This window comes from Pseudomonas sp. 2995-1, assembly GCF_002742505.1.
Lineage (GTDB): Bacteria > Pseudomonadota > Gammaproteobacteria > Pseudomonadales > Pseudomonadaceae > Aquipseudomonas > Aquipseudomonas sivasensis.
In genome coordinates this window covers 605,061-628,331 of record NZ_LJSA01000377.1, presented here as the reverse complement: position 1 = coordinate 628,331, position 23,271 = coordinate 605,061, and the positions used below count along the sequence as shown (strand labels likewise).

Below are 23,271 nucleotides of genomic sequence, written 5' to 3'. Positions count from 1 at the left end.
TCTGGGCTATTTAAGTTTTGCCAGCGTTTGTTCGGCCAGTTCGCGGGTCAGGTCGTAGGTCGTCATGTCTTTGCCAAGGCGCAGTGCCTGGCCTGACCACAGGTTGCTGAAACCCGCTTCATCCTTGGCCTTGAGGGGCATCAATGCGCCGCCAGCACGCGGAAATGCGGGTGCTGCCGGGTTGATTGCACCCAGTTCACGCATCACCCGGTTGACGATGCCCCGCGCCGGACGGCCGGTGAACAGGTTGGTCAGCGCAGTTTCGCTGGCCTGTGCGTGACGCAGTGCGCGGTGATGGGACGCGCTGACCGTCGCTTCAGGCGTGAATAAATACGCGGTGCCGATTTGTACCGCGCTCGCCCCCAAGGCAAACGCCGCGACAATACCCCGTGCATCGCCAACACCACCGGCGGCAATCACTGGCACCTTCACGGCGTCGACGATCTGGGGTAAGAGGGCGAACAGACCTATCTGCGTGTTGAGGTCATCACTGAGGAATAATCCTCTATGCCCGCCGGCCTCGCTGCCCATGGCGATAATTGCGTCGCAACCGTGCTGTTCAAGCCAAACGGCCTCTTCCACGGTGGTGGCCGACGACAACACCCGGGCGCCGGTGGCTTTTACCCGGTCCAACAAGGATGTTTCCGGCAGGCCGAAGTGGAAACTGACGACTTCGGGTCGGAATTCTTCCACTACCCGGCAGGCAGCGTCATTGAACGGGGCGCGGTCACTGACAGGGGTAGGCCCTTCAAAGTCAGCGCCTAATTCACGGTAGTAAGGCTCCAGCAACGCCTTCCAGCGGCGATCCCGCGCTTCATCTGCTTCGGGCAGCTGGTGGCAGAAGAAGTTGACGTTGATAGGGCGGGCGCTGGCGTGGCGAATAGTGGTCAGCGCCTCGCGCAGTTGCTCGATACTCAGTGTCGCCGCAGGCATTGAGCCGAGTGCACCGGCTTGGCAGGCCGCAATGACCATTGCAGCGGTAGTGGCACCGGCCATGGGCGCCTGAATGATGGGCAGGTCGATGCCCAATAGGTCGAGAATGCGCGTGTCTGGCCAGTTGCTCATGGGGTGCGTCTCCAGCGATCGTCGGACTTTTCGCTGTTTTAGCAGGGCATCCGCCGTGCGGCCAGTCCGTTTTATTCACTGGACGACGTTGCGTTTTCGTGCGGGTTTAGTGGTCGCGTTCACGGTCGAGCAATTGCTGCTTGCGCTCAACGCCCCAGCGATAGCCGGACAGATCACCATTGCTGCGTACCACGCGGTGACACGGAATCGCGACCGCCAAACAGTTAGCGCCGCAGGCCTGGGCTACAGCCCGGAACGACTTGGGCGCGCCAATGCGCTCGGCAATTTGCCCATAGCTCGCGGTGTCGCCTACCGGTATATCGCGCAACGCCTGCCAGACCCGTTGCTGGAATGCGGTGCCGCGCAGGTCCAACGGCAAATCCAGCCCGAGGGCGGGTGCCTCGATGAAACCTACGACGTGTGCGATCAGCTGTTCGAAGTTGTGGTCGGCTCCCACCAGGTCAGCGTTGGGAAACTGGTCTTGCAGGTCACGCACCAGTTGGTCCGGCTCATCCCCCAGCAGGATCGCGCACACCCCGCGGCTGCTCTGGGCCACCAGAATCGAACCCAGTGAACATTCTCCGACAGCAAACAGGATTGCACTGTTGGTGCCGCCGGCCTTGTAGTCACTGGGTTTCATCCCCAGCAACTGGTCGGCTGATTCATAAAAGCGGCTATTAGAGTTGAAGCCAGCGTCGTACAAGGCATTGGTCACCGTCTGTTTTGCCTTGAGTCCGTTGCGCACTTTTTGTGAGCGATGTGCGCTGGCGTAGCCCTTCGGCGTCAAGCCGGTGACGGCTTTGAAGATCCGATGGAAATGGAAAGGGCTCAGCCCGGCGAGGGTGGCGAGGGTGTTGAGGTTGGGTGGGATATCTGCCTGCTCGATATGGCGGCAGGCGTCGGCCACCCGTTGTGCATCTTGCGCGGCGCGTTGAGTCTGATCACCGGCGGCGCGTTTGCTGGGACGATAACCGGCTGCTTCGGCCTGCGCGGGTGTGTCGAAGAATTCGATATTTTCCGGGCGCGGCAAGCGCGAGACGCTGCTGGGACGGCAATACACGCCGGTGGTTTTCACACCGTAGACGAACAGCGTGTCGGCCTTGGAATCACGGGCGAGTATCGCCGCCCAGCGCGGATCTTGTTCGGTAGTCATGTTCGGCACTCTTGACGGATCCCGGCCAGATTAGCCGTGCCGCGCCGGTCAGGCACTCCGAAGCTTGCGCTCAAATTAGCCAGCGGTGCGAAAAGTCAGGTTGATGCGTTGCGGGCCCATGATCGGGTGCACGCCTTCCTTGATCGGCATCACACCATGAAAACGCAGGCGATCAACGCCGCCCCAGACAACCACGTCGCCATGGAACAGCGAGACCTTTTGGGTTTTGTCACTGCGCTGGTGTCCACCAAAAAGGAAAATCGCCGGTAACCCCAGCGAAACCGACACCACGGGCGCGCTGTACTGACGTTCATTCTTGTCTTGATGCAGCGACATTTTTGCGCCTGGTACGTAGCGGTTGATCAGGCAAGCGTCGGGCGCGAAGTCGATAAACCCGGCGTCTGCCGCCGCCAGGACGGCAAGTTGTCGCAAAGCATCGGGCAGTGCCGGCCACGGTTGTTGACTGCGCGGATCAAGCGGGCTGTAGCGGTAACCGCTGGTGTCGGTGGTCCAACCCAGGGCGCCGCAACTGCTCAGCGCCGCGGACATGGTGAAACCACCAGGGGTGACCATTTGCCGAAACGGGGATTGAGCCAGCACGCGCCGCAACTCGGGCAGAAGCCGCTCAATCCACGGCAGGGCGAAGCCCCGTAATACGTAGGACTGTTCACCAATTTGCTCGCGCCCTGCGGGTTGTTGCAAGGCGTCATCGGCGAAAAGGTCGGCTGTGGGGCCGGGCATGTTCTTACAGCGCCTTGCTCACGTTGATGTCGGTGATTACATCACTGGCATCATGGATTTTCGCCAAAGCCTGCAAGGCCTCTTCCACGCTGTTGGTCGTCAGTTGGGCGAACTCAAAACGGCGTTCGCCGTTGAGTTTGTACTTGATTACGTATTTGGTGGTGGTCACGGTGATTTCCTGTGGCGTGTTCGAATCAGCTCAGCTTGGTGCTGGTGCGACGTACAATGCGAATCTTGTGGGACAGCGCGGGTTTGCGCGTAACGCTGATGGCGCGGCGGGTCACTACATCCAGGGTAATGTTCCAAAATCCGGTGCTGGGAGCAGTGATCTTGGCGGGAAACTTGTCGAACGCGCCGCCGTGGTAAGTGTGACGGCCGCCATTTTTAAAGCTGCGAAAATTCGCATCGCTCATCAGGCGGATATTGCAAGTCTGCGAGCATTCGATGACGACGATATCTCCCTCATTGAGGTGCTCGCGCTGGTGAATGAATTTCATGAGGGTGTCTCCAGAAGGGCTTTTTCTGAAAAATCAGAACGATACGTAGGTTAAGATGGAGTTTATCAGCCCCAGCGCGTTTATTATCGGCCTGTCTTCAACGTCGTCGACAATTTAAAACAGTTATTTACCGAGTAATCAGGGATAAATCCTACGTGGGCGGGAGAAAATTACCATCCCGGCTGTCGTAGGGTCTTTAAGTGGAGATTTTGTATGAAGTGGAGTGTGTTGGTTCTGGCCTTGGCGATAGGTGGGTGTGCTTCGGTTGCAGATATCAAGCAGACCCCACCGACGCTGGCGGTCATTTCGGGGAAGAAACCCCAGGAATACGCCGCGTGTGTGGTTCGGAAACTATCTACTACCCGCCGGCCGCCCCAGATCGAGCCGCATAAGGACGGTGGCGTGCAGGTGATCGTTCCACAGAAGTTCTCGGCCGATCCTTCGGCGATTTTCGAAATTGACGAGCGTTCCACTGGTAGCAGCATCAAGCTGTACGAGAGCATGTCCAACGTGCCGATCCGCCCGGGCGACGTAAAGAAGGCCGGGGAAGAATGCATTTCTGGCTGATGCCGTTGTGGAAAAATCAGATATGAAGCGTGAACACGTCCAAGCCCGGCAGGCCGAGGGGCAAATCTCGGCGACCCATGTCATCCAGAATCCTGCCGACCTTGGCGAATGGATCGTGTTCTTCAAAAAAAGCGGGGGGCGCAGTTATTTCCTGGTCGATGATCAGGATGAGGTCGAATCCTTTGCCAGCCTTGATGAGCTGACCGAGATCCTAAGGGAGCTGGGCATCAAGTTTGCCGAGATCCACTTGTAGCCTGCAGTTACTTGCAGACCACCACCACACTGCGGTTTTTAAAATTGCCGACGTCCTGGCCCAAGGTCTTGTCGCTTTCCTTCAAGGATGGCGTGCCCTCTGTGCCGACGATGCGATAGCCGGTGCCTGCGCAGGAGGCGTCGGCTTTTTCGTAGCAGCTGGCCCAAGAGTTGGCTTCGCCGGAGCAGTCGATGGTCAGGCCTTGCTCGCCGTTTTTTAGGTAGACATCGGAAGTGGTGGTGCAGCCGGCAAGCGCCAGTACCGCAGTCAGTGCCAGAAGTTTGTTCATGAGTGTTCGTCGTCGAGGGTGTGGGAAGGGCGCTGACACTGTCGTGGGGCGTTTTCGGCAGATTATAGCGAACTGCCATCTAGGTACAGACAAACACAAAAAAAGCCCCTTGAATCGGGGGCTTTTTGCGCAGGCCTGTAGGCTTACTTGGTCTTCGGTCGTTTGCTCGACGCGTGGCCCGCTTCATCCACAAACACTTCGGCTACGGCAATCGCCATGCTCTCGGTCTCGAAAACGCCCGCGACGCTGTCGCCGTGGAAGTTGATCAGGTGCCAGCCGTCTGCTCGCTTGGTGATCAGGTAGCCGTTCACGCCTTTGGGTTCTGACATCTATTAACAATCTCGTGGTCTGGTTCAAGGTCATCATGATAGCGCCAAATGCCGAGCAGCCGCGCAAGTTATTCCAAGGCAGTGTTCCGGCCTTGAAAGCGTGCTAAAAGGGTTTACGCTCTTTTAAACAGGGGCGCGGGGGCATTTTTTGCCGTGGCGGTGCAAACGTTCTTCGTAAGATAAGTGGAACTTACGCCGACATTTTTTCTCTATGTTGACATCGCAACGCCAGCAGGACCCATTGTAAGGTGACTGCGGCGTGATTAGACTGCGCCGAATTCCGTACGCACAGCCCTTTGTAAGGACTTATATGATCAAGAAATGCTTGTTCCCAGCAGCCGGTTACGGCACTCGCTTCTTGCCAGCGACCAAGGCCATGCCTAAAGAGATGCTGCCGGTGGTAAACAAGCCACTGATTCAGTACGGCGTCGAAGAGGCATTGGATGCCGGTCTGAACGAAATCTCCATCGTTACCGGTCGTGGTAAACGCGCCCTGGAAGACCACTTCGACATCAGCTACGAGCTGGAAAACCAAATCAAGGGCACCGACAAGGAAAAATACCTGGTCGGTATCCGCAAGCTGCTGGACGAGTGCTCGTTCTCCTACACCCGTCAGACCCAGATGAAAGGCCTTGGCCACGCCATCCTGACCGGTCGCCCGCTGATCGGTGACGAACCGTTCGCCGTGGTGCTCGCGGACGACCTGTGTGTGAACCTGGAAGGCGACGGCGTACTGACCCAAATGGTCAAGCTGTACCAGAAATACCGTTGCACCATCGTTGCGGTTCAAGAAGTTGATCCTCAAGAGACCAACAAGTACGGCGTGATCGCCGGTGACGACATTGGTGATGGCCTGATCCGCGTACGCGACATGGTTGAGAAGCCGGCGCCTGAAGATGCACCGTCGAACCTGGCGATCATCGGTCGTTACATCCTGACTCCGGACATCTTCAAGCTGATCGAAGAAACCGAGCCAGGCAAGGGTGGTGAAATCCAAATCACCGACGCCCTGTTGAAGCAGGCCAAAGACGGTTGCGTGATCGCGTACAAGTTCAAGGGTCGTCGTTTTGACTGCGGTGGCGCCGAAGGCTACATCGAAGCAACCAACTTCTGCTACGAGCACTTCTACAAGACTGGCAAGGCTTACTGATTCACGCTTGCCCGCTGCTAAAAAGCCACCTTCGGGTGGCTTTTTCGTTTTTCAGCCCCATGTAAGTCGGTATGCTGATGTCCTGCCGAGGAGAGTGAAATGGCCTACGATTTTGATCTGTATGTAATTGGCGCCGGTTCCGGCGGTGTTCGTGCGGCGCGCTTTGCTGCGGGCTTTGGCGCCAAGGTGGCCGTGGCGGAAAGCCGCTATTTGGGCGGCACCTGCGTTAACGTGGGCTGCGTACCTAAGAAGCTGTTGGTGTACGGCGCGCATTTTGCCGAAGACTTCGAGCAGGCCAGTGGCTTTGGCTGGTCCCTTGGGGAGGCGAATTTTGATTGGGCGACGCTGATCGCCAACAAGGATCGCGAGATCAACCGCCTCAATGGCATCTACCGCAACTTGCTGGTCAACAGTGGCGTGACCCTGCATGAAGGGCATGCGCGCTTGGTTGATCCACATCAAGTGGAGATCAATGGCGAGCGTTTCACCGCCAAACACATCCTGATCGCAACTGGCGGCTGGCCGCAGATTCCGGATATTCCAGGGCGTGAGCACGCCATCGGCTCCAACGAGGCGTTCTTCCTTAAAGAGCTGCCCAAGCGCGTGCTGGTCGTGGGTGGTGGTTATATCGCCGTTGAGTTCGCGGGTATTTTCCATGGGCTGGGTGCTAAGACGTCGCTGCTGTATCGCGGCGATCTGTTCCTACGTGGTTTTGATGGTGCGGTGCGCAAGCACCTGCAGGAAGAGCTGACCAAGCGTGGCCTGGACCTGCAATTCAATGCCGATATCGAACGCATTGAAAAACAAGCCGACGGTAGCCTTAAGGCCACCCTGAAGGATGGTCGTGTACTGGAAACCGATTGCGTCTTCTACGCCACGGGCCGGCGTCCGATGCTGGATAACCTGGGGCTTGAAAACACAGGCGTCACGTTGGATGAGCGCGGCTTTGTTCAGGTCAATGACCTGTACGAAACCACCGAAGCATCAATTCTGGCTATCGGTGATGTGATCGGTCGCGTGCAGTTGACGCCGGTGGCGCTGGCCGAAGGCATGGCTGTGGCGCGTCGCCTGTTCAAGCCTGAGCAATATCGCCCGGTGGATTACGCAATGATCCCGACGGCGGTATTCAGCTTGCCGAATATCGGCACTGTCGGCTTGACGGAAGAAGAGGCGAAAAAGAACGGCCATAAGGTGCAGATCTTCGAAAGCCGTTTCCGGCCAATGAAGTTGACCCTGACGGATTGCCAGGAGAAAACCCTGATGAAATTGGTGGTTGATGCCGACACCGACAAGGTGCTGGGTTGCCATATGGTCGGCCCGGACGCCGGTGAGATCGTCCAGGGCCTTGCGATTGCGCTCAAGGCCGGCGCCACCAAGCGTCACTTCGATGAAACCATCGGCGTGCACCCTACGGCGGCGGAAGAGTTCGTCACCATGCGCACGCCTGTGGCGGACTGATCAGGCTTTAGGCGTTGCCTCTGGCGCCGTTGCAACGACGGCCGCCAGTCGCAATGCCTCGATACTGGCCTGAGCCTTGATAAGGTCCAGTTCCAGGGTCTTGTTGGCGTGCTGGTGTTCGGTCAGCGCTTCCTGGCGTGACTGGCTTTCCAGCACGGCTACCCGCAGACGCTCTTGAAGCAGGGCGCGCTCGCTATCTATCTGGCTCATCTGTTCGCTCAGCTTCGCCTGCTGCGCTTGATCTTTGCGGGTTTGCTCCTGCAGCGTCGTCAATTCCTTCGCCGTCACCCGATGTTCGATCAGTAGGCGCTCGTTGTCGCGATGCAGTTGAGTGATCTCATCCTGGCGCACCATAGCGCTTTGTTGGGCCTGGCGCAGTTCCGCCTGTACCTGCTGCAGCTGGCCTTCATGGCGCCGCTGCTCCTGCTCGCGTTGCTCCTTGATCGCATTGCGGTAGTGCTCCAGCGCGTCGCGGGCGTGAAGGTGCTTTTCTTCCAGTGAGCGAATCTGTTCGTCCTTATCGCTAATCCTCAGCTCGTAATCACTGCACGCCTGGCTAAGCCCTGCATTACGGGTTTGCTCGGTCTGAAGACTAGTACTAGCTGTTTGCAGCGCAGCGCTTTCTTCTGCCAGCGCCGCGGCCTGAATATCGAATTGCTGCTTGAGTTGGCCGTGGGCCTCTTGAAGCGCGTCGAGCTCGGCAAGCAGGGCAGCTTTCTGCTGTTCGAACTGCGCCAAGGCCAGGTCAATCGGCTCTTGAGCCTTCTCTTTTAAGCGCTGAGCCAGTCGCGAAACCAGTTCACCCAGCTCGTCGTCAATCGGCGCTTCGGTGATGGTTAGGCGACTTTCGCTGTCGTCCAGCTCCTTCAGGTAGCGATGGATCGTGGTTTTCGAACCGGTATTGCCCATTTCGATGCGTACTGCGTCGATGCTTGGGTTCTCGCCGCGGGCAAGGATCGCCAGGCGTGCCGTTTGAACTACTGCTTTGTTTATGCCGCCGCGAGCCATGGGGTCTCCGTCGATTTAGTATTGTGGTACATGGTATGTATATACGTACTATAACACGAATATAAAGTCCTAAAAATCAAGCTTTCTCAGATGGGATATTGGCGTATTATCCCGCGTCATAAGCGCTTCACGCGCAGAAACGCATGCCCGCAGTACGAATAGGCCTCCCCATGAGCGATCTTGATCGTTATCTCAACGCTGCCACCCGCGACAACACACGCCGTAGCTACCGCGCGGCGATTGAGCACTTTGAAGTCAGCTGGGGCGGGTTTCTGCCGGCCACCAGTGACAGCGTGGCGCGCTATCTGGCGGCCCATGCGGGCGTGCTTGCGGTTAACACCCTGAAGCTGAGGCTGTCGGCGCTTGCGCAATGGCACACTAGCCAGGGGTTCCCCGACCCGACCAAAGCCCCGGTGGTGCGCAAAGTGCTCAAGGGGATTCGCGCCGTGCACCCTGCGCAGGAGAAGCAGGCCGAGCCATTGCAGCTCAAGCATTTGGAGCAGGTGGTTGCATCGCTTGACGCTGAAGCGCGGGAGGCCGCCCACGCAAACGATCAGCCGCGCTTGCTGCGTGCCAAGCGCGACACCGCGTTAATCCTGCTCGGCTTCTGGCGTGGCTTTCGTAGCGATGAATTGTGTCGACTGAGCATTGAACATGTTCAGGCCACACCCGGAACCGGCATCAGCCTGTACCTTCCGCGCAGCAAAAGTGACCGCGACAACCTCGGCAAGACCTATCACACGCCTGCGCTGCTGCGCCTGTGCCCCGTTCAGGCCTACAGCGAATGGCTCAGCGCAGCGGCGCTGGTGCGTGGTCCGGTATTCCGGGGCATCGACCGTTGGGGCAACCTGGGCGAGGAGGGCTTGCACCCCAATAGCGTGATCCCGTTGCTGCGTCAGGCGCTGGAGCGCGCAGGCATTGCCGCCGAGCAGTACACCAGCCATTCCCTGCGTCGGGGCTTTGCCACCTGGGCCCATCGCAGCGGCTGGGATTTAAAGTCGTTGATGAGTTACGTCGGCTGGAACGACATGAAATCCGCCATGCGCTATGTTGAAGCGACGCCCTTTCTCGGCATGACATTGGCCACTCAACCGCTGCTTTGAGATTTCTTCTATTAATACAGTCTCCTGATAGGGAAAACCAATCGTCAGCATCAGGTTTGCCAATGAGCCAGCGTCGGAAAGAGTGGGTAGGATTCACCCCATCAACTTCTTAACCCCTGACGGAGAGTCAACGATGCCTATCATCAACAGCCAAGTAAAACCGTTCAAAGCTACCGCGTTCAAAAACGGCAACTTCGTAGACGTGTCTGATGCTGACCTGAAAGGTAAGTGGTCGGTGTTCTTCTTCTACCCAGCCGACTTCACCTTCGTTTGCCCAACCGAGCTGGAAGACCTGGCTGACAACCACGCCGAATTCCAGAAACTGGGCGTCGAAATCTACAGCGTTTCCACCGACACCCATTTTGCCCACGCTGCCTGGCACAACACCTCGCCAGCCATCGGCAAGATCCAATACACCATGATCGGCGACCCAACCCTGACCATCTCCCGCAACTTCGACGTGCTGATCGAAGAAGCTGGCCTGGCAGATCGCGGTACGTTCGTGATCAACCCAGAAGGTCAGATCAAGATCGTTGAACTGAACGACGGCGGTGTTGGCCGTGACGCTTCCGAGCTGTTGCGCAAAATCAAAGCTGCCCAGTACGTCGCTGCCCACCCAGGCGAAGTGTGCCCAGCCAAGTGGAAAGAAGGCGAGGCCACCTTGGCTCCGTCCCTGGACCTGGTCGGCAAGATCTAAGTCTATGAAGCATCAAGGGCGGGTTTCCGCACCTACCAAGTAAGCTGCAACCGCCCTCAAAAACGCCCGGGCGAGATTCGCTCGGGCGTTTTTTTATACCCAGAATTAAAGGAAATCGCCCGTATGTTGGACGCCAATCTTAAAGCTCAGTTGAAGTCATACCTGGAACGGGTCACCCAGCCGATCGAGATCGTCGCCTCCCTCGATGACGGCGCGAAATCCCAGGAAATGCTTGCCCTTCTGCAGGACGTAACCAGCCTCACCACGCTGATCGCCCTGAAAACCGATGGCGATGACGCGCGCAAACCGTCGTTCTCCATCAACCGCCCAGGTGCCGATATCAGCCTGCGTTTCGCCGGCATCCCTATGGGCCATGAATTTACTTCGCTGGTGCTGGCCCTGCTGCAAGTCGGTGGCCACCCGTCGAAGGCCAGTGTCGAAGTGATTGAACAAATTCGCGCCCTTAAAGGTGAGTTCAGCTTCGAGACTTACTTCTCGCTGTCGTGCCAGAACTGCCCGGACGTGGTCCAGGCGCTGAACCTGATGGCCGTTCTCAACCCGAACATCCGTCACGTCGCCATCGACGGTGCGCTGTTCCAGGCTGAAGTCGACGAGCGCCAGATCATGGCGGTGCCAAGTGTGTACCTCAATGGCGTGAACTTCGGCCAGGGCCGCATGGGCCTGGAAGAAATTCTCGCCAAGCTCGACACCAGCGGTATTGAAAAAGCCGCCGAAAAAATCAGCGCCAAAGACGCCTTTGACGTACTCGTCGTCGGCGGTGGTCCAGCCGGTTCAGCGGCCGCGATCTATGCTGCGCGTAAAGGCATCCGCACCGGTGTTGCCGCCGAGCGTTTTGGTGGTCAGGTGCTGGACACCATGTCCATCGAGAACTTCATCTCGGTACAGGAAACCGAGGGGCCGAAACTGGCCAGCGCACTGGAGGCTCATGTGCGTCAGTACGACGTGGATATCATGAATCTGCAACGTGCCAGCAGCCTGGTCCCGGCGAAAAACCCTGGTGACTTGCACGAGATTCGTTTTGAAAGCGGCGCGACGCTCAAGTCCAAGACCGTGATTTTGGCCACTGGCGCCCGCTGGCGTGAAATGGGCGTGCCAGGCGAGCAGGAATACAAAGCCAAAGGCGTATGCTTCTGCCCGCATTGCGATGGTCCGTTGTTCAAAGGCAAGCGTGTGGCAGTGATCGGCGGCGGTAACTCAGGCGTGGAAGCAGCCATCGACTTGGCGGGCATCGTGAGCCACGTAACCTTGCTGGAGTTCGATAGCAAGCTGCGCGCCGATGCGGTGTTGCAGCGCAAGCTGTACAGCCTGCCGAATGTTGACGTGATTACCAGTGCGCTGACCAGTGAAGTCAAAGGCGATGGCCAGAAAGTCACGGGCCTGGCATACAAGGATCGTGACAGCGGCGAGTTCAAGACCATCGACCTGGAAGGTATCTTCGTGCAGATCGGCCTGCTGCCTAACACCGACTGGCTCAAAGGCACCGTAGAGTTGACCCCGCGTGGCGAAATTATCGTTGATGCGCGTGGCGAAACTTCACTGCCCGGTGTGTTTGCCGCGGGTGACGTGACGACCGTGCCGTACAAGCAGATCGTGATTGCAGTAGGCGAGGGCGCCAAGGCTTCCCTGAGTGCTTTTGATCACCTGATCCGCACCTCCGCGCCAGCGTAACTACCCAGCTGCAAATGAAAAACCCCATGATCACTCATGGGGTTTTTTCGTTACAGCGGCGTGGGCTGGATAATCTCAACCCAGTACGCATCCGGGTCCTTGATGAACGCCAGGCTCTTCATGCGGCCATCGGTCAGGCGCTTCTGGAAATCGCAGCCCAGGGCTTCGAAGCGTTCACACGCAGCGACGATATCCGGCACCGCGATGCAGATATGGCCAAAACCACGCGGGTCGGTGTTGCCATTGTGGTAGGCGAAGTCGGCGTCGTTTTCGGTGCCGTGGTTGTGGGTCAGCTCCAGAATGCCAGGGATCGACTTCATCCACTGGGTGCGCGCGGCGGCGTCGGCCGGGATCTGGGATTTGTCCACCAGGGCCAGGAAATAGAGGCTGAATTCAGCCTCGGGGAAATCACGCTTTTCAACCAGCGAAAAACCCAGTACGCGGGTGTAGAAGTCCAGGGACTTGGTGATGTCCTTGACCCGCAACATGGTGTGGTTGAACACGAAGTTCGTGGTGGCGGTGTCAGGTTGGGCGGTGACGCCCGGGAAAGTGTTCAGTTCGTGCAGGCTCATGGGCCCTCCAGAAAAAAATGGGGCAAACGCGGCTCCAGGTGAGAGGAGCGTTCCCTTGGCTTGCGGCTGGCATCCGTGCAGCCGGGCCATGATACGCAAGGCCCGCCTGCTGCGCCAAATGAAAAAGGTCACGCGGGTCTTGCGATCAGCGGGTAGCGGGCCTCACACTTTGTCGCTTGAACCTTGGGTATCTTTCGCATGACCGAACGTCGTAAACCGCTGTTGAGTGCTGTATGCCTGCTGTTGGCCAGTCCTTTCGTTTCGGCGGCGGATCCGGAAATCCACTGGCCCAGCGGCTGGCAAGTCGAGGAGGTGGTGCGTGATGGTGAAACGCCGGCAACGCCACAGCCGGTTTCGCGTCAGCGTGCAATCAAGAACGATGAAAACGGCATCACACTGATGGTGATGGAGTTGACGGCAACGCCGACTGAGGTGGGCCATAACGTTAATCTTCAGGGTGTATTGCTGGAAATGCGTAAGTCCATCCAGAAAGATTTTGCCCAGAGCGGTTACCAAAGTGTCTGCAGCAAAATGCACTCGACAACATTGAGTCGGCTTGAGGCCATGGAAACTACCTGTGTGATTACCGAGAATGGACGGCACGTGCTTTCACAAACATTGGTGGGAGCTGTTGATACCGATAAAGCGTATGTTTTCTCATACGCGGGTCAAGCCGATGCTTACGAGGCGAGTAAGGATGAAGTCCGTTCGGTGCGCGACAGCCTCAAACTTTAAGTGCGTGTTGCGCGTCGAATTTGAACAAAATGAAATGTTATTTAAGTTCGGTTTCGAACCCTTGAATAAAAAAGCCCCGCTGACGCGGGGCTCTTTATTAGTGCGGTGTAATCAGCCGCGAAGCCAGGAATCTACAGTGGCGGCGCCGTACTGTTCTTTCCATGCTTTGAGGCCGCGGTGGTTGCCGCCTTTGGTTTCGATAAGCTCGCCGGTGTGCGGGTTGTGGTAGACCTTGACCACGCGTGCACGGCGTTGTTTTGGTGCGTTGGCAGCAGCAGCGCTGGTCTTGCCCGGGTTTGGATCAAGGATCAGGATGATGTCACGCAGGCCTTTGCCGTAGGTTTTCATCAGCCCTTGAAGTTTTTCTTCGAATTCGATTTCTTTCTTCAGGCCAGCATCGTTCTTCAGGGATTCCAGCTGGGCAAGCTGCTCTTGAAGGGCTTTTTCTGCTGCGCGAAATTCGGCGAGTCTGGACAAAATCTGTACTCCAATAGTGTTGTTGGCTGATATCAACTGCAGACAAAGCTATTAGCCAATAGCGTTAAGGCGACTCAAAGAGGACGTCGTCCTGCGAGTTCTGCACAGGCAAGAAAAATTGTAGTAGTTAATCCGCTACGAGTAAATCATGTCTTTTGTCTTACTAACATTATTTCAACGCCGCTAATACGTGGCTATTCAATGGCTGGTCAGGTTTTTAATGAATTCATCGCTGGGTAGTGGCTTTCCAAACAGATAGCCTTGCAGGAAATCCACGCCGTGAGCAGCCAGGTATTCGCATTGTTCGACCGTTTCCACACCTTCAGCAACGACACCCAGATCCAGTTTGCCGGACAACTCTATGATGCTGTCCAGGATATGCCTCGACAGTGCGTCTGCACCGATCATGGCGACAAAACTCTGGTCGATCTTCAAGTAGTCCACATTGAAGTTGCGCAAGTAACCCAGGCTTGAGTGGCCGGTACCAAAGTCATCGATGGCAATCATGACGCCCAGTTGGTGCAAGGCGTCGAACAGCTGACGGGTGATATCGGTGGGCTCGATCAGCTCGCGCTCGGTCAACTCCAGCACCAAGGTCACCTGGCCCGGTATGAAGGCGGCGAGAAACTCACGGCAATCGTCCACCAGCGTCAGGTCGAGGCAATGGCGGGCGGTGATATTCACGCCGATGTGGAACCCCGGGCAAAACCGTGCCGCATGGGGAGCCAGTTGTACGGCGGTCTGGCGCAGCAGGGCGCGGGTCATCGGCACGATCAGGCCGGAATGTTCGGCCAGCGGGATAAATAGATCAGGCCGTACCAAGCCTTCCTTGGGATGCTGCCAGCGCATGAGCACTTCACAGCCGGCCCATTCGCGGGTGTCGCCGCGTACCACCGGCTGAAAATACGGAATGAACTCATCGGCGCCCAACGCCCGTCGCAGTTCATGGGTCGGTGCCGAGGAGCGTTTTTGCAGCCAATGCGCGAGCAGGCCTGCCATTGCGCCAAAGAACACCACCAGGCTGAACATCGCACGATAGCGCGCCTGCATGTAACGCCAGACCTCGCCGTCCGGCATGCCGGCGTCGACGCTGTAACCATAACGTTGCGAGGCCAAGTGATGATGGGCTACGGCAAATTGCGGCACTTCAGTGGTATGAACACTGCCGTCGGCAGCCAGCCAGTTGGGCCCCACTTGCAGGACCAGCTGTGCATAGCGGCTGATCAGGCGCAAGGCGTTGGTCAGGTGATAACCGTCAATTGAAGCAAACGCGCCTTGGTCTCCGTCGACCAGTCGGTACACCAGCAGCGCAGTGTCCGGCGTCACCGGGTTGCCATTCATCAACCAAAGCCGACCGTCCACATAGTCGTCGGGGTTTACGGGCGACTCATAGTTGCTGCCGAACAGTGAGCTGCAATAGATATTCTTCTGCCAGGACAACGTCGTGGCGCGCACGAACGGGCGCCTTGTGACCTGCTCGCGCAACGCCAATTGGGTGCCGTTATCGCACGGCTGGCCTGCCAGCGGCAGCAGGGCCTGGGCGGCGAGGGCGGTGTTATCGAGCATCAGGTCGAACTGGCGCACCGCTTCCTCGGCGGTTTGCGCCGTGCTTTGCTCAAGGGTTCTTTCTGCTTGCCAATACAGGATGGCCAAGCCGAGCAGGATCGGCAGCAGACCGCAGAGGGCGCTGATCGAGTAGCGGACGATTGGCTCTCGCGGGCCTTTGACGGTGAGGGGCATGAGTTGTGCGGCCTGTTGCGGAGTAGGGGATGCGCCGGCAGGCCGGTCAGTATTATTTCGATAATAGATGGCTCGGTGGACAATTGCTTGCCCTACCACCGCGTTGCGCAATCTCGATGAACGCCAGCGTCGCGGGTGATGACTGGCGCCGATCAAGCACTGCCAAGCCAATCTGGCGCGGTACACGAGGGGATAGGGGGCGTTTCACATAGCGCGGGTCGTCCAGCGGTGGCAACGACGCCTCGGCCACGATGCTCAACCCGTCCCCGCGACTGACGGCTTCCAGAGTGCTCAGCAGTTGGGCGCAGCGATACCGCACCTTGGGCCGTAATTGGGCCGCACCGAACAGTCGGGACACCAGTTCCGACGATCCTGCCTCGGTGAGAATAAAAGGGTCGTCACACAGCTCCTGAAGAGTCAGGGCATCGCGAGCGGCCAGTGGGTGCTCCGTGGGCAACAACGCGACCATTTGGTCCTCAAACAAGGCGAAGGTGTCGAAGCGCTCCTGCTCCAAGACCACAAAGCCTACATCGATCCGCCGCTCATCCAGCCACTGCAACACTTGCCGGTCAGGGCCTTCATCTACGTGGACCTCAATGCCCGGGTAGGCTGCACGAAACTGGCTGAGGATACCGGGCAGCAGGCGAATCGACGCAGTTGGCCCAAACGAGCCGACGCGCAGGGTGCCGCGCTTCATGCCACGGGCATCTGCGGCTTCCTGTTGCAGCGTGTTGGCCAGGCCGAGCATGGCACGGGCGCGTCCAAGCAATTGCTGGCCGATCTCGCTCGGCTCCACCAGGTTTTGATGGCGCCGGAACAGCTCGACACCGAGCTCTTGCTCCAACGCCTTGATCGCATGGGACACCGCCGACTGGCTGATGCCCAGCCGGTGCGCTGCGCTGGTAAAGCCCTGAAGTTCGGCCACCAGTGAGAAAATTTCCAGTTGGGTCAAGGTCATGAGCAAATACTCATTTTACGATGATTGATCATTAGCAGAAGAATACTCCAGATCTTCTGTCACTTGAGCCAATCCAATGAGCCCCGCTTCGGATCGCCTGACCTATTGCAAACTCGCCGCCGTCACCATGATTTGGGGCGGCACCTTTATCGCTGGTCGTTACCTGGCCGATCAGCTCAATCCGCTGCTGGCCGCGAGCCTGCGTTTTATCCTGGCGAGCCTGGCGTTGTTGCTGTTCATGGCCTTCGCACGCATCCCACTGGCTCGCCCGAGTCTTCGGCAATTTGCGCAATTGGCAGTGCTGGGGTTCTTCGGGATTTTCATCTACAACCTGTGCTTCTTTTATGGCCTGCAGTACATCAATGCGTCGCGGGCGTCATTGATCGTGGCGTTGAACCCGGCGGTGATTGGCCTGGCGTCGTGGTTGTTGTTCAAAGAGCACCTGAATCACACCAAGGTGATGGGGATTGCATTGTGCGTGGCTGGCGCAGTCGCTGTGATTGTCAGTCGCAACCCTCAGCTGATGCAGGCAGGAGCCCATAGTTGGCGGGGTGACTTGCTGATCCTTGGTTGTGTGGCGGCGTGGGGCGTTTATTCGCTGGCTTCCCGCGGGCTGAACGCAAGCCTGGGGCCATCGCGGACCGTGACATGGTCGGTATTGCTGGGAACCCTGATGTTGACCGCAACCACAGCGCTGTCAGGAAACTTCACGGTCAAAGAGGTTGCAAGCCTTGGGCTTTCACAGCTGCTGAGCCTGCTGTATTTGGGTGTGCTCGGCTCGGCGCTGGCTTATATCGGTTACTACGACGGCATCCGGCGGATCGGCACGACACGTTCCGGTGTATTTATCGCGCTTAACCCGCTGACCGCAGTGATCTGCGGCGCCTTATTGCTGGGTGAAGCGTTGACCTTGCCCATGCTGATAGGCGGTGCCTTCATTTTGGCTGGCATTTACCTGTGTAACAAACCCCTTGCACGGGCAAGGGCAATAGGGATTTGATGAAGAGTACGGACAAACATCTTTACGCTGTGTAGAATCGATTTACGCATACAAGAATATGGACTTGCGCTCACGCAAGCCTCAGCCGTCAGAGACTGATGTAACCATGAAGCGACTCGGCTCCCCCCTCATCTTTGGTGACTTCCTCGCCCGCAGCGTGCGAGGCCTGTCCTGCGCGCCTCCCTCCCACCTCATCCTTGCTTGCAAATAACCCCTTGCTACCTACAAGAATGATGAGGCACCGACCATGACCGTCCAACACGAAAACCCAATGGGCCTGATGGGCTTTGAATTTATTGAATTCGCATCGCCGACCCCGGGCACCCTGGAGCCGATCTTCGAGATCATGGGCTTCAGCAAAGTCGCGACCCACCGCTCCAAGAACGTGCACCTGTACCGCCAGGGCGAGATCAATCTGATCCTCAACAACGAACCCAACAGCATCGCCTCGTATTTCGCGGCCGAGCATGGCCCGTCAGTCTGCGGCATGGCGTTCCGCGTCAAGGACTCGCAACAAGCCTATACCCGCGCACTGGAGTTGGGCGCTCAACCAATCCATATCGAAACCGGGCCGATGGAGCTGAACCTGCCGGCAATCAAAGGCATCGGCGGCGCGCCGTTGTACTTGATCGACCGGTTTGGTGAAGGCAGCTCGATCTATGACATCGACTTCGTCTACCTCGACGGCGTGGAGCGCAACCCACAAGGCGCAGGCCTGAAGGTCATCGACCATCTGACTCATAACGTCTATCGCGGGCGCATGGCTTACTGGGCGAACTTCTACGAGAAGCTGTTCAACTTCCGTGAGGCGCGTTACTTCGATATCAAGGGCGAATACACCGGCTTGACCTCCAAGGCAATGAGCGCGCCGGACGGCATGATCCGCATCCCGCTGAACGAGGAGTCGTCCAAGGGCGCCGGGCAGATCGAAGAGTTTCTGATGCAGTTCAACGGCGAAGGCATCCAGCACGTTGCGTTCCTCACCGACGACCTGGTCAAAACCTGGGACGCGCTGAAGAAGATCGGCATGCGCTTCATGACCGCGCCGCCGGACACCTACTATGAAATGCTCGAAGGCCGCCTGCCGAATCACGGTGAACCGGTGGATCAGTTGCAGGCTCGTGGCATCCTGCTGGACGGCTCATCCATCGAAGGTGACAAGCGCCTGCTGCTGCAAATCTTCTCGGAAACCCTGATGGGCCCGGTGTTTTTCGAGTTCATCCAGCGCAAAGGCGATGATGGGTTTGGCGAGGGCAACTTCAAGGCGTTGTTTGAGTCGATCGAGCGCGATCAAGTCCGCCGTGGCGTATTGACCGCCGACTAGCCATCCAAAGCCTGTCAGGCTTTTCGGGCAATTCAAGAACATGCTCCGTATCGAAAGGTACGGAGCTTTTTTTTGCCTGCCAAACACGTCAGAAAGGTTTTGCAACAGACAACTCCTCGGGGCTGTGGAACAAAATTTTACGAGACTCCACCCATGGACGTCGCAAGAGCTGATCCTCTCCTGCGTCATAAGTGTGCGTTTCGCGACCCCTAATTTTAAGGAAAGACTGATTATGACAAAACACACTCTGGCGGCTGCAGTGCTGGCTTTGTGCGGCTTCGCTGCCAGCTCCGCTTATGCAGCAGACGGTACCATCACGATCACCGGCTCGGTCAGTGGCACTACCTGCACCATCAGCGGCGGCACCGGAGCCTCGCCAGGTTCAGGTGCCAACTTCCCGGTCGTTCTTGATCGCGTGCAAACCTCGGCCCTCAAGGCGGCAGGCGATACGGCCGGCAGCAAACGCTACTTTGTCTATGTGGGCGGCTCGGGCGGATGCCCGAACGGTACCAAGGTCGCCGTACGTTACGAGCCGACCAGCCCTGGCATCAACCCGGCAACCGGCAACCTGCGTAATACCGCCACTGCAACACCCGCCTCGCGGGTGGAGGTACAAATTCTCGATGGCGCTTCCAACACGCCAATGGACTTGCGCGTAGGTAATAACTCAACCGTTGCCACCGTGACCAATGGTCTGGCGACCTTACCGTTCTACGCACGCTACATCGCCAATGGCGGAGCGGCAGGCGCGGGCAATGTCACCAGCAGCGTGCAGTACTCGGTCACCTTTCCTTGATGCAGCCGCGCTGATAACTATTGCGTTTGTTGCCTGAGATCCTCGCTCGACCGTGCGGTCGGGCGCAGGACAACTGTTTTCAAGGATTACCCGATGCAGGATTTAATGATGTTCTTAAGTCATCGCGTGGTGTCCGTCGCGCTGAGTCTGGCCTTGTGCATAGCCTCGCATGCGGCGCACGCGGGGGTAGTTATCGACGGTACGCGACAGATTTACCCCGAGCAGCGACGCGAGGTCACCATACGAGTGACCAATGATGACAAACACGCACCCCGTCTGGTCCAGGCTTGGCTGGACGCAGGTGATGCCGAGGCAGCGCCGACACTGAGCGATGTGCCTTTCGTGCTGTCTCCCCCGGTATTTCGCCTGGACGCCGGCAAAAGCCAGTTCATGCGCTTGTCCTACACCAAGGCACCGCTGCCTGCGGATAGAGAGTCGCTGTTCTGGTTGAACGTACTTGAAGTGCCGGGCGCCACCAATGAGTTTGATCCCACCCTCGAAGACAGCCAGCGGAATCACTTCAAGTTTGCGTTCCGTATCCGCACCAAGGTGTTTTTTCGCCCGGCGCAGTTATCTGGAACACCCGAGGAGGCGCCAGGGCTGTTGCGCTGGTCCCTGGAGCAGGTCGCCCAAGACACCGTGATACAGGTGCACAACCCTTCGGCTTATCACGTCACCTTCAACGACATTTACCTGCTTATGGGCTCCCATCCCGACGCGAAAAAATTGTCACTGCCCGAAGCGATGGTGGAACCGGGAGGCACGTTGAAGTTGCCGGTGCCGAACGCCGCGAAGGTAATACCCGCCGATGCGCGGGTGAATTTCACCTACATCAACGATTTCGGCAGCTTTTCATCGGCGCAGCCTGCTGTATTGCATCGCTGAACGCGTCCCCGGAACGTTGCTGATCGCAAGCAAACGTACATTTCTCAGCGTCCACTGAAGTCATAACTATGCCTAGTCACATCCAAGTACGGGTGCATCGTTGCGCCCCGATTTTGCCATTCCAGCATCGAAAGATGATGTTGGGCGGTTTGATGAGTGCGGCCGTAATCGCAAGCGATTCCGCGCTTGCGTCTGAGTTGAGCTTTGATCTGAACGCATTCTCCAGCGGCCTGGCATCGTCGGTTGACATGTCACGGTTCAATACCGCCAACCAGATGAGTCCTGGCCTATATCGCATAGATATCGTGGTCAACGGCCAGGCTTTGGGGCGCAGGGAGGTAGAGTTCGTCGCGGCCCACGCAAAGACCGGTGCACAGCCGTGTTTGAGTCGCGAAGTATTGGAAAAAATCGGTATCGCGATGGATAAAGTCGATACCGATACCCGTGGGCGCGAGCTCGCGAACCCTGCCGCAGCCGGCCAGTATTGCGGCGACCTGGGGCAGTGGATTCCGATGGCGTCCAGCTCGTTCGATCCGGGCGCCCTTGAGTTAGCCGCCAGCGTGCCGCAGGCCTACATGAACCGGTCCATGCGCGGCTACATTGACCCCGAGTTGTTGGATGAGGGCATTACCGCCGGGCTGCTCAATTACAACTTCAGTACCAATGCGGTCACTGCTGGTGAAGGCGACGGTCGCACTTACCTGGGCCTCAATGCGGGGATTAATCTGGGCGCCTGGCGCTTGCGGCACCAAGGTGCCCAAGCCTGGAGCAACCGCACAGGGTTTGAGACTTATCAGAACACGTCCACTTACGTGCAGCGCAGCATCATCCCCTGGCAATCACAACTCACTATTGGAGACACCTTCAGCAACGGACAGATTGTCGACGGGGTACGGGTGCGAGGCGTAAGCCTGGCAACCGACGACCGCATGCGTCCGCAAACGCAGCAAGGCTATGCACCTCAGGTACGCGGTGTCGCCGACAGTAATGCAACGGTCACCGTCAGCCAGAACGGGTACACCATTTATGAGACGACAGTCGCGCCTGGCCCTTTTGTCATCAGTGATTTGCATGCCACGGGTTATGGCGGTGATTTGATCGTCAGCGTGACGGAAGTCGACGGGCGTCGAAACACCTTCGTCGTGCCGTACTCGGTGGCCCCGGAATTACTGCGGGCCGACACGACAAAATACAGCGCCACCTTGGGTGAGGTGCAGCAAAAGGGCATCGATGCCAAGGGCGCAAACGTCTTTCAAGGCACTCTGCAACACGGCTTGACCGATGACTTGACGGTGTATGGCGGCGGCAGTCTTTCCAACGGTTATGAGCAGGGCAAGGTCGGCATTGCATTGAATACGTCCATCGGTGCCTTCTCGCTGGACGGCGCCACCTCGCATACCAAGGTGGCTGATCATGGACGCCTGTCCGGCCAAAGCCTGGGCGTGGGCTACAACAAAAGTCTGCCCGCCTCGGGTACGCATTTTGCGCTGGGTGCATACCGGTTCTCTACAGAGGGTTACCTGAACCTTCCGGATGCACTGAATGTGCGTGAAATCGCTCGCCAGTCCGGTGATGTCAACGGTTATGCCCGCCAAAAAAGTCGGCTCGACCTGACCATCAGCCAGCAGTTGGGCATAGGCACCTTGAGCCTGTACGGCAGCTCTGTCGACTATTGGGGCGGGCAGGAAGGGCGCCAGGTCTCATTCACCGCCAGTTACGGCTCGACCTGGAACAAGGTCAACTGGAACCTCTCGGCGCAGCGCTCAAGGGTCCAGGACACGCGACAACTGACTCAAAGCGAGCTCAGTGACGATGTGTTTTTCGGGCGTATCGGCCAACCCGGGCGCATCGATAACCGCTACATGCTGACGTTATCGATGCCGCTGGGGAGCGAGCCGAGGTCGCCGACCATCAATACTTCGCTGTCTCGGGACAGTGGCGATACACGGGGCAGCCAGCAGCAGGTGGGCATCAACGGCTTCCTGGGCGAGAACGCCGAGTTCGACTACGGTTTTTCCGCCAGCCGCGCGACCAGTGATCAATCGAGTTCCAGGCAACTTAACACCCACGCAGGGTACCGCACCGGTTCTGCCAGCGTGCGTGCAGGCTATGGTCAGAGCCGCGATAGATCCCAGCTTTCATTTGGCGCCGATGGCGGCATCGTCGCTCACGCTGGCGGCGTGACGTTTTCGCAAAGCCTGGGAGAGGCCTCTGCGCTGGTTCATGTGCCGGATGCCGAAGGCGCAGTGTTGGGCCACGACGGTGTTACACGCATCAATAGCAGCGGGTATGCCGTGGTTCCGTCACTCAGGGCATTCCAAAACAATACGGTGAGTGTTGATCCACAAGGCATGTCCATGGACGTGGAGCTTCAAGAGTCGAGCCTGGATATCGTTCCAACCCTCGGTGCAGTGCAATTGGTGGAGTTCAAGACCGTCAGCGGGCGGGCGGTGATCGTCCAGGCCAAACAGCAGAATGGCACGCCGCTGCCATTTGCGGCTCAGGTTCTGGACCAGCAAGGCCGGGAAGTCGGCGTAGTGGGCCAAGCCAGCAAAGCTTTTGTGCGCGATATCCCGGCTGCCGGCACGTTGATCGTCAAATGGGGTGAAAAAATTTCTGAACGATGCGACGTCCACTACCAGATGGCTGCGCATGCCGCGAACAGCCGCCAGCAAGACGTCGACTATCTCCAAGGGTTGTGCGTACCCAGCTCGGTTCGCCAAGTAGCCGGCAGTATTGAACGGCACCCGTGAATATTCGGTGCCACATCTGTAGGGCACCAGCA

At 57.9% G+C, this 23,271-nt stretch carries 25 protein-coding genes; 13 read left to right on the top strand and 12 right to left on the bottom strand.

Annotated features, from left to right (window positions below; genetic code table 11):
* Positions 1–6 precede the first annotated feature (6 nt).
* From AOA61_RS20095 to AOA61_RS20075, 5 genes are all read right to left on the bottom strand, one after another.
* Complete coding sequence (locus AOA61_RS20095) at positions 7–1,065, bottom strand: nitronate monooxygenase family protein (RefSeq protein WP_099602522.1); 1,059 nt, start codon at positions 1,063–1,065, stop codon at positions 7–9.
* A 106-nt stretch (positions 1,066–1,171) separates the two neighbouring features.
* A complete protein-coding gene (gene ada, locus AOA61_RS20090) occupies positions 1,172–2,218 on the bottom strand; it encodes a bifunctional DNA-binding transcriptional regulator/O6-methylguanine-DNA methyltransferase Ada (protein ID WP_099602521.1) in 1,047 nt (348 codons plus the stop codon).
* Between the two features lie 75 nt (positions 2,219–2,293).
* Entirely contained in the window at positions 2,294–2,959 is a 666-nt protein-coding gene (alkB, locus tag AOA61_RS20085) for a DNA oxidative demethylase AlkB (protein WP_099602520.1), read from the bottom strand.
* A gap of 4 nt (positions 2,960–2,963) precedes the next feature.
* Positions 2,964–3,128 carry a hypothetical protein gene (locus AOA61_RS31565; protein WP_095184721.1) on the bottom strand — a complete coding sequence of 55 codons (165 nt, stop codon included), beginning with the start codon at positions 3,126–3,128 and terminating at the stop codon, positions 2,964–2,966.
* A gap of 25 nt (positions 3,129–3,153) precedes the next feature.
* Complete coding sequence (locus tag AOA61_RS20075) at positions 3,154–3,456, bottom strand: DUF1883 domain-containing protein (protein ID WP_003173824.1); 303 nt, start codon at positions 3,454–3,456, stop codon at positions 3,154–3,156.
* Between the two features lie 213 nt (positions 3,457–3,669).
* Between AOA61_RS20075 and AOA61_RS20070 the strand changes: the two genes are divergently transcribed.
* Together AOA61_RS20070 and AOA61_RS20065 are read left to right on the top strand one after the other, a co-directional pair.
* Positions 3,670–4,023, top strand: coding sequence for a hypothetical protein (locus tag AOA61_RS20070; RefSeq protein WP_099602519.1), 354 nt, complete (start codon positions 3,670–3,672; stop codon positions 4,021–4,023).
* A gap of 22 nt (positions 4,024–4,045) precedes the next feature.
* A complete protein-coding gene (locus tag AOA61_RS20065; RefSeq protein ID WP_095184722.1) occupies positions 4,046–4,276 on the top strand; it encodes a hypothetical protein in 231 nt (76 codons plus the stop codon).
* Positions 4,277–4,283: 7 nt separating this feature from the next.
* On the opposite strand, the gene AOA61_RS20060 is transcribed toward AOA61_RS20065, so the two are convergent.
* Positions 4,284–4,565: a hypothetical protein gene (locus AOA61_RS20060; protein ID WP_032885705.1), complete on the bottom strand. Its 282-nt coding sequence runs from the start codon at positions 4,563–4,565 to the stop codon at positions 4,284–4,286.
* Between the two features lie 143 nt (positions 4,566–4,708).
* Entirely contained in the window at positions 4,709–4,894 is a 186-nt protein-coding gene (locus tag AOA61_RS20055) for a hypothetical protein (protein WP_003191311.1), read from the bottom strand.
* Positions 4,895–5,204: 310 nt separating this feature from the next.
* On the opposite strand from AOA61_RS20055, the gene galU reads away from it, so the two are divergent.
* Both galU and gorA read left to right on the top strand, forming a co-directional pair.
* Positions 5,205–6,044, top strand: coding sequence for a UTP--glucose-1-phosphate uridylyltransferase GalU (galU, locus tag AOA61_RS20050; RefSeq protein ID WP_003212579.1), 840 nt, complete (start codon positions 5,205–5,207; stop codon positions 6,042–6,044).
* Between the two features lie 99 nt (positions 6,045–6,143).
* Positions 6,144–7,502 (top strand): glutathione-disulfide reductase, encoded by a 1,359-nt coding sequence (gorA, locus tag AOA61_RS20045; protein WP_032885704.1) that lies wholly within the window; start codon positions 6,144–6,146, stop codon positions 7,500–7,502.
* On the opposite strand, the gene AOA61_RS20040 is transcribed toward gorA, so the two are convergent.
* Positions 7,503–8,510 carry a DNA-binding protein gene (locus tag AOA61_RS20040; RefSeq protein WP_095184724.1) on the bottom strand — a complete coding sequence of 336 codons (1,008 nt, stop codon included), beginning with the start codon at positions 8,508–8,510 and terminating at the stop codon, positions 7,503–7,505. It lies immediately after the preceding gene.
* A 170-nt stretch (positions 8,511–8,680) separates the two neighbouring features.
* Here AOA61_RS20040 and AOA61_RS20035 point away from each other — a divergent pair, with 170 nt between their 5' ends.
* The 3 genes from AOA61_RS20035 (at position 8,681) to ahpF (ending at position 11,999) form a co-directional block, all read left to right on the top strand.
* Complete coding sequence (locus AOA61_RS20035; protein ID WP_099602518.1) at positions 8,681–9,613, top strand: site-specific integrase; 933 nt, start codon at positions 8,681–8,683, stop codon at positions 9,611–9,613.
* Positions 9,614–9,746: 133 nt separating this feature from the next.
* The gene (ahpC, locus tag AOA61_RS20030) at positions 9,747–10,310 is read left to right on the top strand and encodes an alkyl hydroperoxide reductase subunit C (RefSeq protein ID WP_032885701.1); all 564 of its coding nucleotides are present in this window, start codon (positions 9,747–9,749) and stop codon (positions 10,308–10,310) included.
* A gap of 123 nt (positions 10,311–10,433) precedes the next feature.
* Positions 10,434–11,999: an alkyl hydroperoxide reductase subunit F gene (gene ahpF / locus AOA61_RS20025; RefSeq protein WP_032885700.1), complete on the top strand. Its 1,566-nt coding sequence runs from the start codon at positions 10,434–10,436 to the stop codon at positions 11,997–11,999.
* 50 nt (positions 12,000–12,049) lie between these two features.
* On the opposite strand, the gene gloA is transcribed toward ahpF, so the two are convergent.
* Positions 12,050–12,571, bottom strand: a complete 522-nt coding sequence (gloA, locus tag AOA61_RS20020; RefSeq protein ID WP_032885699.1) for a lactoylglutathione lyase — start codon at positions 12,569–12,571, stop codon at positions 12,050–12,052.
* Between the two features lie 198 nt (positions 12,572–12,769).
* On the opposite strand from gloA, the gene AOA61_RS20015 reads away from it, so the two are divergent.
* Positions 12,770–13,306, top strand: coding sequence for a DUF4946 domain-containing protein (locus tag AOA61_RS20015; RefSeq protein ID WP_099602517.1), 537 nt, complete (start codon positions 12,770–12,772; stop codon positions 13,304–13,306).
* 111 nt (positions 13,307–13,417) lie between these two features.
* Here the strand turns inward: AOA61_RS20015 and AOA61_RS20010 are convergent, their stop codons facing one another.
* From AOA61_RS20010 to AOA61_RS20000, 3 genes are all read right to left on the bottom strand, one after another.
* The gene (locus tag AOA61_RS20010) at positions 13,418–13,783 is read right to left on the bottom strand and encodes a histone-like nucleoid-structuring protein, MvaT/MvaU family (protein ID WP_095184729.1); all 366 of its coding nucleotides are present in this window, start codon (positions 13,781–13,783) and stop codon (positions 13,418–13,420) included.
* 198 nt (positions 13,784–13,981) lie between these two features.
* On the bottom strand, positions 13,982–15,523 hold the full coding sequence (locus AOA61_RS20005) for an EAL domain-containing protein (RefSeq protein WP_099602516.1): 1,542 nt from the start codon (positions 15,521–15,523) through the stop codon (positions 13,982–13,984).
* Positions 15,524–15,575: 52 nt separating this feature from the next.
* Complete coding sequence (locus AOA61_RS20000) at positions 15,576–16,481, bottom strand: LysR family transcriptional regulator (RefSeq protein ID WP_032885695.1); 906 nt, start codon at positions 16,479–16,481, stop codon at positions 15,576–15,578.
* A 76-nt stretch (positions 16,482–16,557) separates the two neighbouring features.
* Between AOA61_RS20000 and AOA61_RS19995 the strand changes: the two genes are divergently transcribed.
* The 5 genes from AOA61_RS19995 to AOA61_RS19975 all read left to right on the top strand — a co-directional run bounded on the left by AOA61_RS19995 (position 16,558) and on the right by AOA61_RS19975 (position 23,239).
* The gene (locus AOA61_RS19995) at positions 16,558–17,481 is read left to right on the top strand and encodes a DMT family transporter (RefSeq protein ID WP_099602515.1); all 924 of its coding nucleotides are present in this window, start codon (positions 16,558–16,560) and stop codon (positions 17,479–17,481) included.
* A gap of 247 nt (positions 17,482–17,728) precedes the next feature.
* Positions 17,729–18,805 (top strand): 4-hydroxyphenylpyruvate dioxygenase, encoded by a 1,077-nt coding sequence (gene hppD / locus AOA61_RS19990; RefSeq protein ID WP_032885693.1) that lies wholly within the window; start codon positions 17,729–17,731, stop codon positions 18,803–18,805.
* A 232-nt stretch (positions 18,806–19,037) separates the two neighbouring features.
* The gene (locus AOA61_RS19985; RefSeq protein ID WP_032885692.1) at positions 19,038–19,601 is read left to right on the top strand and encodes a fimbrial protein; all 564 of its coding nucleotides are present in this window, start codon (positions 19,038–19,040) and stop codon (positions 19,599–19,601) included.
* A gap of 108 nt (positions 19,602–19,709) precedes the next feature.
* The gene (locus AOA61_RS19980) at positions 19,710–20,486 is read left to right on the top strand and encodes a molecular chaperone (RefSeq protein WP_241150158.1); all 777 of its coding nucleotides are present in this window, start codon (positions 19,710–19,712) and stop codon (positions 20,484–20,486) included.
* Positions 20,487–20,638: 152 nt separating this feature from the next.
* Positions 20,639–23,239 (top strand): fimbria/pilus outer membrane usher protein, encoded by a 2,601-nt coding sequence (locus AOA61_RS19975; RefSeq protein ID WP_241150157.1) that lies wholly within the window; start codon positions 20,639–20,641, stop codon positions 23,237–23,239.
* Positions 23,240–23,271: the final 32 nt, after the last annotated feature.